A 14,340-nucleotide genomic window follows, 5' to 3' on the forward strand; every position below is an offset into this window, starting at 1 on the left:
CGGGGGTGTCCTCCATGAGCCTGCGACCCTTATCTCCTTCGGAACGCGCGGCGGCCCTGAACAAGGCGGCCGCCGCGCGGGCCGCCAGGGCGGCCGCCAAAGAGCGCCTCAAAAACGGCAAGACGTCGGCAGCGGACCTTATCGGTGCCGCCGCCGCGGATGACGCCCTGGCCCGGATGCGGGTGGTGGAGCTGTTGGAGGCCCTGCCGGGCATCGGAAAAGTCAGGGCTGCAGCCATTATGGAGCAGTTGGGCATAGCGGCATCCCGCCGTCTCCGCGGGCTGGGCATTCACCAGCGCCAGGCGCTGGTAGATTTTATAGACGAGAAATAGGGCGTTTCCTAGAGGCGCCCGAACCCAAACTCCGCCGCAAAGGAATACGTGAGCAAGAAACCGGGACTGACAGTCCTCGCTGGTCCGACGGCTGTTGGCAAAGGCACCGTGTCCACCTACATCCGGGATAACTACCCCGAAGTCTGGCTTTCCGTATCGGCCACCACCCGCGCTCCGCGGCCCGGTGAGCAGGATGGCGTCCACTACTTCTTCAAGTCCATGGAAGAGTTCGAGTCGCTCGTTGCGGCCGGCGAGTTCCTGGAATGGGCCGTAGTCCACGGCCAGAACACCTACGGCACGCTGCGGAGTTCCGTGGACGAGGCCATCGCGGCCGGCAGGTCCGTCCTGCTGGAGATCGATCTGCAGGGTGCACGCCAGGTCAAGCAGGCCGTTCCTGACGCCCAGTTTGTGTTCCTGGCGCCGCCCAGCTGGGACGAAATGGTCCGCCGACTGGTGGGTCGCGGCACGGAAACTGAGCAGGAGCAGCAGCAGCGGCTGGAAACGGCTAAACTGGAACTTGCCGCTGAACCGGAGTTTAACCACACCGTCATCAATGATGACGTTCGCCGGGCAGCGGACGAGCTTGTTTCACTCATGGGGCTGACCCCGCACCCGCACTAGTAGCCGGTAGCAGCCAGCCCGTTAGAATTTGGAGAATTCGTGTCCACGAACCTTGAAGGCATCATCAACCCGCCGATCGACTCACTGCTTAAGGCAGCTGATTCCAAGTACGGCCTGGTGATCTTCGGTGCCAAGCGTGCACGTCAGATCAACGCTTACTACGCCCAGCTGCACGAGGGCCTGTTCGAGTACGTCGGCCCCCTGGTCGACACCAAGCTGAACGAGAAGTCGCTGTCCATCGCCCTGCGCGAAATCAACGAAGGCAAGCTCGTTTCCACGCCGATCGAAGCCGCAGAGTAAGTTCAGACTGCCCTGTTGACGGAGGTCACGTGCGCATAGTCCTCGGAGTCGGGGGAGGGATTGCGGCCTACAAGGTCGCATCGCTCCTCCGGCTTTTTACTGAAGCCGGCCACAATGTCACGGTGATTCCCACCGAGGCAGCCACCCGCTTTGTGGGTGTCGCCACGTGGGAGGCCCTGTCCGGGAACCCGGTCAGCAACAGCGTCTTCGACGACGTGCACCAGGTCAACCACGTCAGGCTCGGCCATGAGGCCGACCTCATTGTGGTGGCGCCCGCGACGGCCGATCTTTTGGCTCGCGCGGCCACCGGACAAGCCAATGACCTCCTCACCAACACGCTGCTCATGGCCAGCGGCCCGGTACTCTTTGCCCCCGCCATGCACACGGAGATGTGGCAGCACGCCGCCACCCGCGCCAACGTTGAAACGCTGCGGAGCAGGGGAGTGGCCGTCCTGGAACCGGCCAGCGGCCGGCTCACCGGCACCGACTCCGGTCCGGGCCGCCTGCCTGAGCCCGAAGCCATCTTCGACGCCGCCATGGCACTCGCCCAGGGCCAGTCCGATTACCAGCTTCCGCTGGCCGGGCGGACCGTCACAGTCTGTGCAGGCGGAACGCGGGAACCGCTGGACCCCGTCCGTTTCCTAGGCAACCGGTCCTCCGGTAAGCAGGGCGTGGCGCTGGCCGTCGCCGCCCGCAACGCGGGTGCCACGGTCCGCCTGGTTGCCGCCCATATGGAGGTTCCGGCGCCAGCAGGGGTCGACGTCGTGACCGTTGAGACCGCGCTGGAGTTGCGCGAGGCCATGCTGGCAGCCGCGGCGGATTCCGACGTCGTGATCATGGCTGCGGCCGTGGCGGACTTCCGCCCCGCGGAGATCTCCGGCACCAAGATCAAGAAACGTGATGACACCGCGGACCCCGTCATTTCCCTGGTCCGGAACCCGGACATCCTCCAGGAACTGGTCGAGGTCCGGGACCACGCTCCCGAAAACCATGCCAGCCGCCGGAGCCAGCTGATTGTGGGCTTCGCGGCAGAGACCGGTGACGGCCAGGGCGACGTCCTGACCTACGCGGAGGCAAAGCTCAAGCGCAAGGGCTGCGATCTCCTGGTGGTCAATCATGTGGGATCGGACAAGGTTTTTGGCCAGGACAGCAACTCGGTAGTCATCCTTGCCCGCTCCGGCGCCGGACCACAACTGGCCGCCGGAACCAAAACAGAGGTTTCGGCCGCTGTCATCACGCGGGTCGGCTATGAGCTGAACCACGTTTCGCCACGCGCCTGACCGAAAGCCACGCACCGTTTCCTTAGCACGGGGACACACGCCGCCGGACGTCCGATTCCCAACCAGTAAGGTAGTTGAGTGACTTTACCGCTGCACATTCCCCACACCCACGGGGCCACGCCCTCCGCCCTCCGGCTCTTCACGTCCGAGTCGGTCACTGAAGGCCACCCGGACAAGATCTGCGACCAGATCAGTGACGCCATCCTGGATGCACTGCTCGCCGCGGATCCCGAGTCCCGCGTCGCCGTGGAGACCATGGCCACCACCGGCCTGGTCCATGTTGCCGGTGAGGTCACTACCGACGCCTACGTCGAAATCCCGCAGATCGTCCGGGAAACCATCCTGGGCATCGGCTACGATTCCTCGGCCAACGGCTTTGACGGTGCCCGCTGCGGCGTGTCCGTCTCCATCGGACAGCAGTCCAACGACATCGCCGGGGGTGTCTTCAACTCCCTCGAAGCCCGCGAAGGCCGCCAGGAGGACGACTACGACCTCCAGGGCGCCGGCGACCAGGGCCTGATGTTCGGGTACGCGAGCGACGAAACCCCGTCCTACATGCCGGTGCCGATCTGGATCGCGCACCGCCTGTCCGAACGCCTCACCGAGGTACGCAAGTCCGGCGAACTGTCCTATCTCCGCCCCGACGGCAAGACCCAGGTCACCATCGGCTACGACAAGGACGTCCCGGTCTCCGTCGAAACCGTCGTCATCTCCAGCCAGCACGCCGCAGGCACCAGCCTGGACCGGCTGCGCGCGGACCTCGCCGCCTTTGTCATTGAGCCCGTCTTGGCTGCAGCCAACCTGGACATTTCCCGGGCTGCCAACATCCTGAACCCGGCCGGTGAGTTTGTCATCGGCGGGCCCGTCGGTGACGCCGGCCTGACCGGACGCAAGATCATTGTGGACACCTACGGCGGCATGGCCCGCCACGGCGGCGGCGCCTTCTCGGGCAAGGACCCCTCCAAGGTGGACCGTTCCGCTGCCTACGCCATGCGCTGGGTTGCCAAGAACGTCGTGGCGGCCGGACTGGCAAAGCGCGCCGAGATCCAGATTGCCTACGCCATCGGCCAGGCCCGCCCCGTGGGCACGTACGTCGAGACCTTCGGCACCGAGACGGTGGACCCGGCCAGGATCAGCGCCGCCATCGCGGAGATCTTCGACCTCCGCCCGCGTGCCATCATCGATGCCCTGGACCTCAAGCGTCCCATCTACGCGAAGACCGCCGCGCACGGACACTTCGGCCGTGACGATCCCGACTTCACCTGGGAGCGCCTGGACCGGGTGGAGGACCTGAAGGCCTTCTTCAACGCGTAGGCCAGTCCGCCATGGCCTCTGATGAGTCTGTCCCTCCCGGCGCCGTCCAGTTGTCGCTGCTGCAGGGCTTCCCGGCGAAGGCCAGGCCGTCCGGGCCCCCGCTGGCCGCGCACCTTCCGGTGGCCAGGGTCCTCGTGGAGACGCCGCTGCCGCATCTGGACCGGCCTTTCGACTACAGCGTGCCGGCCGAACTGGACGGGGCCGCACAGGCCGGCGTCCGGGTAAAGGTCAGCTTCAACGGCCAGGACCTGTCCGGGTTCATCATTGAACGGACTGAAGAATCCGACGCCGGCCACACCCTGGTGCCCCTGCAGAAGGTGGTCTCTCCCGTCGTCGTCCTGACGCCGGCTGTCCGGGATCTGGTGTCCGCCGTCGCGGCCCGGTATGCGGGCACGGTCAGTGACGTCCTTCGCGTCGCGGTGCCTCCGCGCATGGCGAGGCTCGAGAAGGACTTCCTCTCGTTGCCGTCAGCAGAGCCGGCGTCACCGGACCTGCCGACCGATGCCGGGGCTTTGACCGGCCAGGACGTCCCTGCCGGGATAGAAGCAGACTGGGCCAGTTACCGCAACGGCCCGGCATTTGTCCGCCACCTGAGGGACGGCGGATCCCCACGGGCGGTCTTCAACCCGATTCAGGGATTCGGCCCGGCAGCTTGGCCGCAACTGATTGCAACGGCCGTGGCAGCAGTCCGTGCCTCCGGCCGCGGCGCCGTGGTGGTGGTGCCGGACTACCGGGACCTGGACCAGCTGGAAAAGGCGCTCCTGGCGGTGCTGCCCGCCGACGATATCGCCCGCCTGACATCCGACGACGGGCCCACCCCCCGCTACCGGAACTTCCTGCGCCTCCTTGCCGGGTCCGCGCGCGTAGCCATCGGCACGCGCTCAGCAGCGTTTGCCCCGGTCCGGGATCTGGGCCTTGTTGCCTGCTGGGACGACGGCGATGACCTCCACATCGAACAGCGCGCCCCGTACGCCCATGCCCGCGACGTGCTGCTGCTGCGCGCGGACCTGGAAGGCACAGCCTGCCTCATGGCCGGTCATTCCAGGAGCACGGAACTCCAGCGGCTGGTGGAGGCCGGCTGGGCCATGCCCGTTGAGGCCGATCGGGCGTTCGCACGGCGGACCGTGCCCCGGGTGCTGAACACGGCGGACAGCTTCGAACAGGAACGCGACCCCCTGGCCCTGGTTGCGCGGCTTCCCGGTGCCGCGTGGCGGGCTGCCAAGGACGGGCTGGAACGTGGGCCCGTCCTTGTGCAGGTGGCCCGCGCCGGCTACGCGCCGTCGCTCGTCTGTGAGACGTGCCGCGCACCCGCCCGCTGCCAGGCCTGCCAGGGTCCCCTTGCCCTGGCCGGAGCCACCGGCAGTTCTGCGGTCCCGCAATGCCGCTGGTGTTCCACGCCGGCGCCGGAGTGGCAGTGTGCCCATTGCGCGGGGCACAAGCTCCGTAAGGGCGCCACGGGCGTCCTGCGCACAGCCGAAGAGCTGGGCAGGGCATTTCCCGGAAAAACCGTCATTACGTCCTCGGGCGGCAACATCAAGGCCGGCGTTGGCAGCGCCAAGGCCTTGGTGGTGGCCACCGTCGGGGCCGAGCCCGTGGCGGAAGGCGGTTACGCAGCGGCGCTGCTCCTCGACGGCGACTCCCTGCTCCGCCGGGAGAACCTCCGCGCCGGGGAAGACACGGTCCGCCGCTGGTTCAACGCCGCGGCTTTGGTGCGCCCGGCGTCCGACGGCGGATTGGTGGTAATCACCGCGACGGAAAGTGTTGCTGTTGGCGCGTTGCTGCGGTGGGACCCGGCCGGGTACGCCCGGCGCGAGCTGGAACTCCGGATGGAACTCCAGCTGCCGCCGGCGGTCAGGATTGCCTCGGTCACCGGCCCCCGGGCCGCCGTCGTACATTTTTCCGGGACCGTGGAGAAGGAGCTGGCTGCCGCCGGCGTGACGCTGCGGACCGCGGGACCGGCGCCGCTGGCCCTCACCGGTCCAGCGGCCGTCGGGGGAGCAGGGAGTGCCGGAGGTGCCGCGGGGGCCGGGGAGGACGCCCGGACCCTGCTGTTCTTCGCATACGGGCAGGCAGCCACTGTCACCCGGGTGTTACGTGCAACAAAGGCTGCGGCCGCCGCCAAGAGGACCACGGAACCGGTCCAGGTCAGGCTGGACGGCGTGGACGTCCTCTAGGGCTTCCTTTGGCGGCACCAGTCAGCGGCTGCGCCGCGCCATGATGTCGTGGGCCACGTCCACCAGCTGCTGCGCGGATTCGTCCCAGCTGAACTCCTGCGCACGTGCCACGGAACGGCGGGACACCTGCCGCCAGTGGGCGTCGTCCCGCAGTTTCTGCACGGCCGCGGCGAACTCTGCCGGGGATGCGGGATCAACGTAGGTTGCCGCGTCGCCGCCCACCTCGCGGAAAATCGGGATGTCGCTGGCGATGACCGGCGTGCCGAGGGCCATGGCCTCCACCAGGGGAAGACCGTAGCCTTCGGCGCGGGAGAGGCTCACCAGTGCGGTGGCGCGCTTGAGCAGGACGGCATATTCGTCATCGGTGACCCCGTTGTGGAAGACCACCGTGGCACCCGGCGGCACCATGATCTCCAGCTCGGCCTGGCGCTCGGCGGTGATCCTGCTCAGCAGGTGCAGGGTGAAATCAGGCAGCTCGGACATGCCGGCCACCATTGTTTCAACATTTTTGTAGGGCATAAACGAGCCCATGTACACCAGCGAATGGTCCGCCCCGGTGGCAGGGTCGCGCGGTTCCTGCGCGGGCTGCGGGGCGTTGCTGATGATCCGCACCGGCCTTTTGGTGAGCCGGTACTTGGCCATCAGCGCTTCCGTGGACCGGCTGATGGTGGCCACAGTGTCCGCCCGGTTGAGGAGGACGCGCTGCGGCCAGAACGCTTTGTGGTAGAGCCGCCAGAGCACGCGGACGGGTGCCGGCAGGAATCCCGGGGGAGCGGGGTGCTCGTAGTAGATGAGGTCGTGCAGGGTCAGGACCAGGCCGTACTTGCGCCCCCAACTGCCCATGGTCTGCATGGGGCACACCACAACGTCTGCCCCCAGCGGGTTGATCCTGCGGGCCACGAACAGCTCCAGCGGGGACAGCGGACTGTTTATCAACGTGTACGGAACATCCGGGAGCAGCGCCAGTTGGCGCGTGTCGCTGATAAGCATGGAAACCTCGGCCACCTTTGCCGTGGCGGCGATGAGGCTGGCTCCGTAACGGCTGATGCCGTCGTGATGATCGGTCCGGGTGAATCGTGCATCGATGACAATCTTCACGCGGGGTGGTCCTTAAGGAAGCTGCGGATGAAGCCGGCGGCGGGGCCGGGCGTTTCGTAGTGGATCAGGTGGCCGACGCCGGGAATGACTTTGAGGACGCCGTCGGGGAGGAGCGCGGCGAGACGGTGCTGGTCCGGCAGAGTGGCAATCTCGTCTTTTTCGCCGGCGACCAGGAGCACCGGCAGGCTCAGCTTCCCGGCAACCTCGGCCACATGGCCGCTGACCGAGGCCGTGAACGATTCGAGGAGGCTTTCCCGGTTCGCGAAAGCGCTGAAGTAGGCATGGTGCTGGCCGTGGATGAAGCGGCGCAGGTCCTTGTTGCCGGTCTTGGCCATGGCCTCGCTCATGACCCTGACGATCAGCGGACTGCGCAGCAGTGCCAGTCCCAGCGGGCGGGGGAGACGGGCCGCCAGCCGGTAGTAGAGGACGGCCAGCTTGGTCATGATGCCCTTGGGGCCTTCCAGGGCAGGCATGGCGATGGGGTTGATCAGGATCAGCGGTGTGACGGTACCCGGGTGGGTGGCGACAAAATGGGCGGCGACGATCGAGCCGAAGGAGTGCCCCAACAGCACGGTGTCCGGGCCGAGGCCGAGCGCCGCCATAAAGTCGGTGACAAAGGTGCCGTACTGCTCCACCGAATGTTTCCCGGACACGAACGCGGCGGAGCTGCCGAACCCCGGCAGGTCCGGCATGATGATGCGCATTTCCGGCAACTGGTCTGCAACCCGGAGCAGGCCGTGGTGATCGCCGCGGAAACCATGGATGACCAGGATGGTGCGGGTGTCCGGTGTGGCCTGGATCGGTTCGTAAGTCCAGTACGCCACGGTGCTGCCGTTAATCACGATGTCGGCGGCCTGGGTGCGGGCGGCCAGCCCGGCGCTGAAGAAGGAGGGCACAGGGGATGGCTGATGATCGGCGGTTTTCATGACCCTCGGTCCTAGTTGACGTTGTCGGGGTGGGACCCGGTGCGCTGACCGCGGTCAAGCTCGGCAAGGGCTGCCATGTCGCGGTCTGACAGGTCAAAGCCGAAGACGTCCAGGTTTTCCCGGATCCGGGCCTCGGAGCTTGCCTTGGGGATGGCGATGTTTCCCAGCTGGACATGCCACCGGAGGATGATCTGGGCAGGAGTCCGGCCATGTTCGGCGGCCAGGGCAAGCACCACGGGATCCGCCAGCACGTGCCCGCGCCCCAGGGGGCTCCAGGCTTCCGTCCGGATGCCCAGGGCGTGGTGCTTGTCCCTCAGCTCCGCCTGCTGGAGCCACGGGTGCAGTTCAATCTGGTTCACGGCGGGCACCACTTCGGCGCTCTCGAGCAGCCGGTCCAGGTGCGTGGGCTGGAAGTTGCAGACGCCGATGGCCCGGACTTTGCCTTCGCGGTACAACGTTTCGAGGGCGCGGTATGTGTCGGTGAACAGATCCCGCTTGGCGCAGGGCCAGTGGATCAGGTACATGTCCACGTAGTCCAGGCCGAGGTTGACCATGGAGGTATCGAAGGCACGGAGGGTTGAGTCGTACCCCTGGTCATCGTTCCAGACCTTCGTGGTGATGAATACGTCCTCGCGCCGCAGGCCGGGCGAGGATTCCCCGGAGCCGCCGCTTCTGCCTTCGGAATCCATGGCGGGGCCGAGCCCCCGCGCCACGCCGGTTTCGTTGCCGTACATCGCTGCCGTGTCAAAGTGGCGGTATCCGGTGCCGAGGGCCGTGGCCACCAGGCCGGATGTTTCCGCTGCCGGAACTTTGTACAGCCCGAATCCCAACTGGTCAATCAGCACGCCGTTGTTGAGGCTGAGGCGGGGTGAGGTTTTCATAGCATTGACTTTACCCATTGGGCCGGGCGGCACCGCCAAAGCCCACCAGGCGGCGCGCGGTGGCTTCATCCAAGATCAGGTCGGTGGCGAGGCCGGCGGAGAGGGCACCGCGCAGACCGTTGATCTTCGATGCCCCGGAGACCACGCAGATTCGACGCCGGACCTGGCGCAGCTGGGAGAGCGCCGGACCGGTGGAGCGTTCGTTCAGGACGATGCCGTCAGAGGATCCGTCACGCCGGAAAAACACCGTGGCGACGTCACCCACCACATCTGAATGGGCCAGCACCTTGAGGTCGCTTTCGTCCAGGTACCCACCCGCGTAGACGTGGCTGGGGTAGTCCGCGTCCACGGATCCGACGCCGAAGACTGCGATGCTCATCCTGGCCTGCAGGTTCAGGATCCGCTGCACGCTGCGCTCATTCCACATGGCGGTCTTGGTGGCGGCGTGGTCAAAGAACGCCGGAACGGGGAACTGTTCCACCCGGGCTCCGTAGGCGCTTCCGAAGCGGCGCATGATGTCACTGGCGTAGGTGATACCGGTGGTGTGCATGTTTCCGGCGCCGTTCAGCTGCACCACAACGGTGTCATGGGTGATCTTGCGGGTGAGGTGCCTGCTGACCGCGCTGAGCGTGGAACCCCACGCGATGCCAATGATCGCATTGGAATCCACCAGCGGGCCGATGGTGCGTGCAGCCTGCATGGCCACGCGGTCCAGTGTTTCCACCTCGTTCAAGGACTCCAGCACCGGAACAACGTGCACGTCCACGTTGTACTCGCGCCGGATCATGCTTTCGAGTTCGGGGCCCGTATCAAGGGGGTTGCGGATCTGGATCTGGACCAGTCCAGTGTCCCTGGCCGCCGACAGAAGCCTCGAAACAGTGGACCGGGATGTCCGCAATTCCCGGGCGATCGCGTCCATCGTCAGGTCCTGGAGGTAATACATCTGTGCAGCCCGAAGCGCATCTGAGTGCCGGGAGAGCGTCATTCGGACTCCATTCTGCACGTTTGTGCATAGTGCTTGACTCCATTTTCCATTACTCCAAACAATAGTTGAAGAACGACGGTGCATCCGGCGGATGCCCGCACGCCAATAAACCCAAGGAGCAGTGTTGGGACTCAAACATACATTCGGCCACAGCGGAGCCACGCCCGCCCACAGCACCGTGCCGCGCGTATCGGTGCAGGGTCTGCGGAATCGTCCGCACGCCAAGGTGTTGATCATCGGCGGTGGCATCAACGGCGTGGGAACCTTCCGGGACCTCGCCCTGCAGGGAGTGGACGTGGCCCTGGTGGAGCGTGGCGATTACTGCCAGGGTGCCAGCGGCGCGTCCTCCCATATGATTCACGGCGGCATCCGTTACCTGGAAAACGGGGAATTCCGCCTCGTCCGCGAATCCGTGGTGGAACGCAACCGCCTCCTGCGGATCGCGCCGCATTATGTGAAGCCCCTCCAGACCACCATCCCGATCTTCAGCACTTTTTCCGGCGTCCTGTCCGCACCGTTGCGGTTCCTCACGCACAAGCAGCAGGGCAAGCCCAAAGAGCGCGGCGCCTTCCTGATCAAACTGGGCCTGAGTATGTACGACTCGTTCTCCCGGGACGGCGGCTCCGTGCAGCGCCACCAGTTCCGCGGACGCAAGCGTGCCCTCGCCGAGCTGCCGCAGCTGCATCCCGGCATCAAATACGCAGCCACCTATTTCGACGCCTCGGTCCACAACCCCGAGCGCCTTACGCTCGATGTGCTCCAGGACGGCGAAAAAGCGGGGCAAGGCAGCGGCGGACCGGAAAGCTCAACAGCACGGGCGAGCAACTACCTCGCACTCCATTCGCTCGGCGGGGCTGCCGCACAGTCCGGCACCACGGTCCAGCTCCGCGACGAACTGACTGGCGAGCTGTTTGATTTCACCGCGGACGTCATCGTCAACACCACCGGCGCCTGGGTGGACCTGACCAACGAAGCCATGGGGGCGGCGTCGGCCTTTATGGGCGGCACGAAGGGATCGCACATTGTGCTGGACCACCCGGTCCTGCTCGAGGCCTGCAAAGGCCGGGAGATCTTCTTTGAGCACACGGACGGCCGGATCGTCCTCATCTATCCCATGGGCGACCGGGTCCTGGTGGGAACCACTGACGTCCTTGCCGACATGACGCAGGACGCAGTGTGCACGGATGAGGAGATCGAGTACTTCTTCAACCTGATCGGCCACGTCTTCCCGGACATCACCGTGCAGCGTGACCAGATCGTCTACACGTTCTCCGGTGTCCGCCCGCTGCCACGCCACGACGCCACCCAGCCGGGGTTTGTCTCGCGCGACTACCGGATTGAACGGCGCACCCCGGCTGCCGGGGCACCCGGCGCAGGAACCGCCGTCGTACTCAGCCTGGTGGGCGGTAAGTGGACCACTTTCCGGGCTCTGGCCGAGCACATGGCAAATGATGTGCTTGCCGAGCTGAGGATGGAACGGAAGGTCTCGACGGCGAAACTCGCCATCGGAGGCGGCGCCGGCTTCCCCGAGGATGACGCCGGAGTCCAGAAATGGATCAAGGCTCATATGGGTGCCGGCCGGGACGCGGACCGCTCCGCCGTCCTGCTGACCCGCTACGGCACGAGGGCTGACGACGTGATCCGCTACCTTGATGCCGGCCCGGACAGGTTGCTCCGTTCCACCCGTGAACTCAGCGTCCGTGAGCTGGAGTTTATGGCCCGGAACGAGCAGATCGGGCACCTCATCGATGTCCTGATCAGGCGTACGTCGCTCGCCTTCCGTGGACTTGTCACCGGAGAACTTCTTGTCGAGGTTGCGGACGTCCTGTCCGCCCCGCTGGGCTGGGATGCCACAGCCAAGACCGACGAGATCAAGCATGCGCGGGAAGTACTGGAGCGATTCCACCGCGTACAGATCCACAGCCTGGTCGCCTAGGCAGACCAGGCTGCAGCCGGGGCGTCAAAGCGCTCCGGTTCAACGGTCCTTCAACCCGCGAAGGACCGCACAATAGAAAATAGAGGAGTCAATGATGTCTCTTGGAATTGTTTTTCTTTCCGAAGTCTTCGGAACGGCGATGCTCACCCTGCTGGGTTGCGGCGTCGTGGCCAACGTTGCCCTGAAGGGCACAAAAGGCAACAGCGGCGGGTTCCTGATGGTGACCTGGGGGTGGGGGATCGCCGTCTTCGCGGGTGTTTTCGTTGCCGCCAAATCCGGCGCCCACCTCAATCCGGCCGTCACGCTGGGCCTACTGGTTAAGGGCGGCAAGGAGTATGCTCCGGACGTCCCGGTGGATGTCGCGTCCACGTTCACCTACTTCGGTGGCGAACTGCTCGGCGCCTTCCTGGGTGCTGTCCTTTGCTGGGTCGCATACAAGCAGCACTTCGATGCCGAACCCGTGGAAGCCAACAAGCTGGCGACGTTTTCCACCGGTCCGGCCATCCGCTCCACGCCCTGGAACCTGATCACGGAGATCATCGGCACGTTTGTCCTTGTATTCGTTATCCTGACGTTCGGCGGGACGCCCTCGGGCCTGGGGCCGCTGGCGGTGGCACTGCTCGTGGTGGGCATCGGCGTATCCCTGGGTGGACCCACGGGTTATGCCATTAATCCGGCCCGCGACCTCGGGCCCCGCATCGCCCACGCCATCCTGCCCATCAAGGGCAAGGGTTCCAGTGACTGGGCCTACTCCTGGATCCCCGTCGTAGGGCCATTGGTCGGCGGTAGCCTTGCCGGCCTGGTGGCGTTCTGGGTTCCCGCGATCATGCCTGCCGTCGCCGGCTAGTAACCATTTTCAAACACACACAAAAATACAGACAAGGACGTCACCATGAACCAATACGTCATCGCCATTGACCAGGGCACCACCAGCTCCCGCGCCATCATCTTTGACCACAGCGGCAACATCGTTTCCTCGGGCCAGATGGAGCACGAGCAGATCTTCCCGCAGGCGGGCTGGGTGGAGCACAACCCTGCTGAGATCTGGAACAACACCCGCGAAGTGATCGCGTCCGCCCTCTCCAAGGCGAACCTGACCCGGCACGATATTGCCGCCGTCGGAATTACCAACCAGCGCGAGACAGCGGTTGTCTGGGACAAGACCACCGGCGAGGCCGTCTATAACGCGATTGTCTGGCAGGACACACGGACCCAGGACATCGTGGATGAGCTGGCCAAGGACGGCGGCCCGGAGCGGTTCAAGCAGAAGGTGGGGCTGCCGCTGGCCACGTATTTCTCAGGGACAAAGATCAAGTGGATCCTGGACAACGTTGACGGCGCCCGGGCCAAAGCGGAAGCCGGCGACCTCGTCTTCGGCAACACCGACGCCTGGGTCCTCTGGAACCTGACGGGCGGGGTGGACGGCGGCGTGCACGTCACGGACGTCACCAACGCCTCCCGCACGTTGTTCATGGACCTGGAGACCCTGACCTGGGACGAGGAGATCCTGGGCATCTTCGGAGTGCCGCTGAGCATGATGCCGGCCATCAAGTCCTCCTCGGAGGTCTACGGCACCGTGCACACCTCTCAGCTGCTGCGCGAAGTTCCGGTTTCAGGCATCCTGGGTGACCAGCAGGCCGCCACGTTCGGGCAGGCGGCGTTCGAGGCTGGTGAAGCCAAGAACACGTACGGCACCGGCTGCTTCCTGATCTTCAATACCGGCGAGGAGATTGTTCACTCGAAGAACGGTCTGCTCACCACGGTCGGGTACAAGCTCGGCGATGCCCCAACGCACTATGCGCTGGAAGGCTCCATCGCGGTCACCGGTTCCCTGATTCAGTGGCTCCGGGACAATTTGGGCATGATCAGCAGCGCGCCGGAGGTGGAAACGCTGGCGGCGGCCGTTGAGGACAACGGCGGCGTCTACATCGTTCCGGCCTTCTCGGGGCTCTTCGCCCCGTACTGGCGTTCGGATGCCCGCGGCGCCATCGTGGGCCTGACCCGGTTCGTCAACAAGAACCACATCGCCCGGGCGGCGCTGGAGGCCACAGCCTTCCAGACCCGCGAGGTGCTGGACGCGGTCAACGCGGATTCCGGCGTTCCGCTCACTGAACTGAAGGTCGACGGCGGCATGGTTGCCAACGACGCGCTGATGCAGTTCCAGGCGGACATCCTGGGCGTTCCGGTGATCCGGCCGAAGGTAGTGGAAACCACCGCACTGGGCGCCGCCTACGCAGCCGGCCTCGCCGTCGGCTTCTGGAAGGACCTCGGCGAACTCTCGTCCAACTGGTCCGAGGACAAGAGGTGGGAACCGAAACTGGACCAGGCCGAGCAGGACCGGCAGCTGCGCCTGTGGAGGAAGGCCGTGACGAAGTCCATGGATTGGGTCGACGAGGACGTCCGCTAGGCACTCCGAACCGTCTCCGGACAGCAACGAACAGGGAGGGCGGCCCGAGGAGTGCCGCCCTCCCTGGTCTTGTGCGGGTCAGGACC

13 protein-coding genes are annotated in these 14,340 nt (G+C 65.6%); 9 read left to right on the forward strand and 4 right to left on the reverse strand.

Annotated features, from left to right (window positions below; genetic code table 11):
- Nucleotides 1-14: 14 nt before the first annotated feature.
- The 6 genes from mihF to ACX80M_RS02035 all read left to right on the forward strand — a co-directional run bounded on the left by mihF (nt 15) and on the right by ACX80M_RS02035 (nt 6,021).
- A complete protein-coding gene (gene mihF / locus ACX80M_RS02010) occupies nt 15-332 on the forward strand; it encodes an integration host factor, actinobacterial type (protein WP_168223552.1) in 318 nt (105 codons plus the stop codon).
- A 48-nt stretch (nt 333-380) separates the two neighbouring features.
- Complete coding sequence (gene gmk / locus ACX80M_RS02015) at nt 381-953, forward strand: guanylate kinase (protein ID WP_252614589.1); 573 nt, start codon at nt 381-383, stop codon at nt 951-953.
- A gap of 39 nt (nt 954-992) precedes the next feature.
- A complete protein-coding gene (rpoZ, locus tag ACX80M_RS02020; protein WP_056340218.1) occupies nt 993-1,253 on the forward strand; it encodes a DNA-directed RNA polymerase subunit omega in 261 nt (86 codons plus the stop codon).
- 29 nt (nt 1,254-1,282) lie between these two features.
- Nucleotides 1,283-2,533: a bifunctional phosphopantothenoylcysteine decarboxylase/phosphopantothenate--cysteine ligase CoaBC gene (gene coaBC / locus ACX80M_RS02025; RefSeq protein WP_459308572.1), complete on the forward strand. Its 1,251-nt coding sequence runs from the start codon at nt 1,283-1,285 to the stop codon at nt 2,531-2,533.
- Nucleotides 2,534-2,611: 78 nt separating this feature from the next.
- Nucleotides 2,612-3,847, forward strand: a complete 1,236-nt coding sequence (metK, locus tag ACX80M_RS02030; protein ID WP_252598888.1) for a methionine adenosyltransferase — start codon at nt 2,612-2,614, stop codon at nt 3,845-3,847.
- A gap of 11 nt (nt 3,848-3,858) precedes the next feature.
- Nucleotides 3,859-6,021: a primosomal protein N' gene (locus ACX80M_RS02035; RefSeq protein WP_459308574.1), complete on the forward strand. Its 2,163-nt coding sequence runs from the start codon at nt 3,859-3,861 to the stop codon at nt 6,019-6,021.
- Nucleotides 6,022-6,042: 21 nt separating this feature from the next.
- Here ACX80M_RS02035 and ACX80M_RS02040 read toward each other — a convergent pair whose 3' ends face one another.
- From ACX80M_RS02040 to ACX80M_RS02055, 4 genes are read right to left on the reverse strand one after another with little or no spacing between them, the layout of a single operon-like run.
- Nucleotides 6,043-7,119 (reverse strand): glycosyltransferase family 4 protein, encoded by a 1,077-nt coding sequence (locus ACX80M_RS02040; RefSeq protein WP_459308576.1) that lies wholly within the window; start codon nt 7,117-7,119, stop codon nt 6,043-6,045.
- Complete coding sequence (locus tag ACX80M_RS02045) at nt 7,116-8,045, reverse strand: alpha/beta fold hydrolase (RefSeq protein ID WP_459308578.1); 930 nt, start codon at nt 8,043-8,045, stop codon at nt 7,116-7,118. Before ACX80M_RS02045 ends, ACX80M_RS02040 begins: the two co-directional genes overlap by 4 nt.
- Nucleotides 8,046-8,056: 11 nt before the next feature.
- Nucleotides 8,057-8,926 carry an aldo/keto reductase gene (locus ACX80M_RS02050; protein ID WP_252598884.1) on the reverse strand — a complete coding sequence of 290 codons (870 nt, stop codon included), beginning with the start codon at nt 8,924-8,926 and terminating at the stop codon, nt 8,057-8,059.
- Nucleotides 8,927-8,936: 10 nt separating this feature from the next.
- Complete coding sequence (locus ACX80M_RS02055; protein ID WP_459308581.1) at nt 8,937-9,911, reverse strand: sugar-binding transcriptional regulator; 975 nt, start codon at nt 9,909-9,911, stop codon at nt 8,937-8,939.
- A gap of 124 nt (nt 9,912-10,035) precedes the next feature.
- Here ACX80M_RS02055 and ACX80M_RS02060 point away from each other — a divergent pair, with 124 nt between their 5' ends.
- The 3 genes from ACX80M_RS02060 (at nt 10,036) to glpK (ending at nt 14,254) form a co-directional block, all read left to right on the forward strand.
- Nucleotides 10,036-11,847, forward strand: coding sequence for a glycerol-3-phosphate dehydrogenase/oxidase (locus ACX80M_RS02060; RefSeq protein ID WP_374209939.1), 1,812 nt, complete (start codon nt 10,036-10,038; stop codon nt 11,845-11,847).
- Between the two features lie 94 nt (nt 11,848-11,941).
- Entirely contained in the window at nt 11,942-12,694 is a 753-nt protein-coding gene (locus tag ACX80M_RS02065; protein WP_252598929.1) for an MIP/aquaporin family protein, read from the forward strand.
- Nucleotides 12,695-12,739: 45 nt separating this feature from the next.
- Nucleotides 12,740-14,254, forward strand: a complete 1,515-nt coding sequence (glpK, locus tag ACX80M_RS02070) for a glycerol kinase GlpK (protein WP_104060713.1) — start codon at nt 12,740-12,742, stop codon at nt 14,252-14,254.
- Nucleotides 14,255-14,340 lie beyond the last annotated feature (86 nt).

It is taken from the genome of Pseudarthrobacter sp. MDT1-22 (assembly GCF_054511035.1).

What these genes read in the sequence shown, in the direction of transcription:
- mihF (WP_168223552.1), top strand. Translation starts at nt 15, where the DNA reads ATGAGCCTGCGACCCTTATCTCCTTCGGAACGCGCGGCGGCCCTGAAC.
- ACX80M_RS02035 (WP_459308574.1), top strand. Translation starts at nt 3,859, where the DNA reads ATGGCCTCTGATGAGTCTGTCCCTCCCGGCGCCGTCCAGTTGTCGCTG.
- ACX80M_RS02045 (WP_459308578.1), bottom strand. Translation starts at nt 8,045, where the DNA reads ATGAAAACCGCCGATCATCAGCCATCCCCTGTGCCCTCCTTCTTCAGC.
- ACX80M_RS02050 (WP_252598884.1), bottom strand. Translation starts at nt 8,926, where the DNA reads ATGAAAACCTCACCCCGCCTCAGCCTCAACAACGGCGTGCTGATTGAC.
- ACX80M_RS02055 (WP_459308581.1), bottom strand. Translation starts at nt 9,911, where the DNA reads ATGACGCTCTCCCGGCACTCAGATGCGCTTCGGGCTGCACAGATGTAT.
- ACX80M_RS02065 (WP_252598929.1), top strand. Translation starts at nt 11,942, where the DNA reads ATGTCTCTTGGAATTGTTTTTCTTTCCGAAGTCTTCGGAACGGCGATG.
- glpK (WP_104060713.1), top strand. Translation starts at nt 12,740, where the DNA reads ATGAACCAATACGTCATCGCCATTGACCAGGGCACCACCAGCTCCCGC.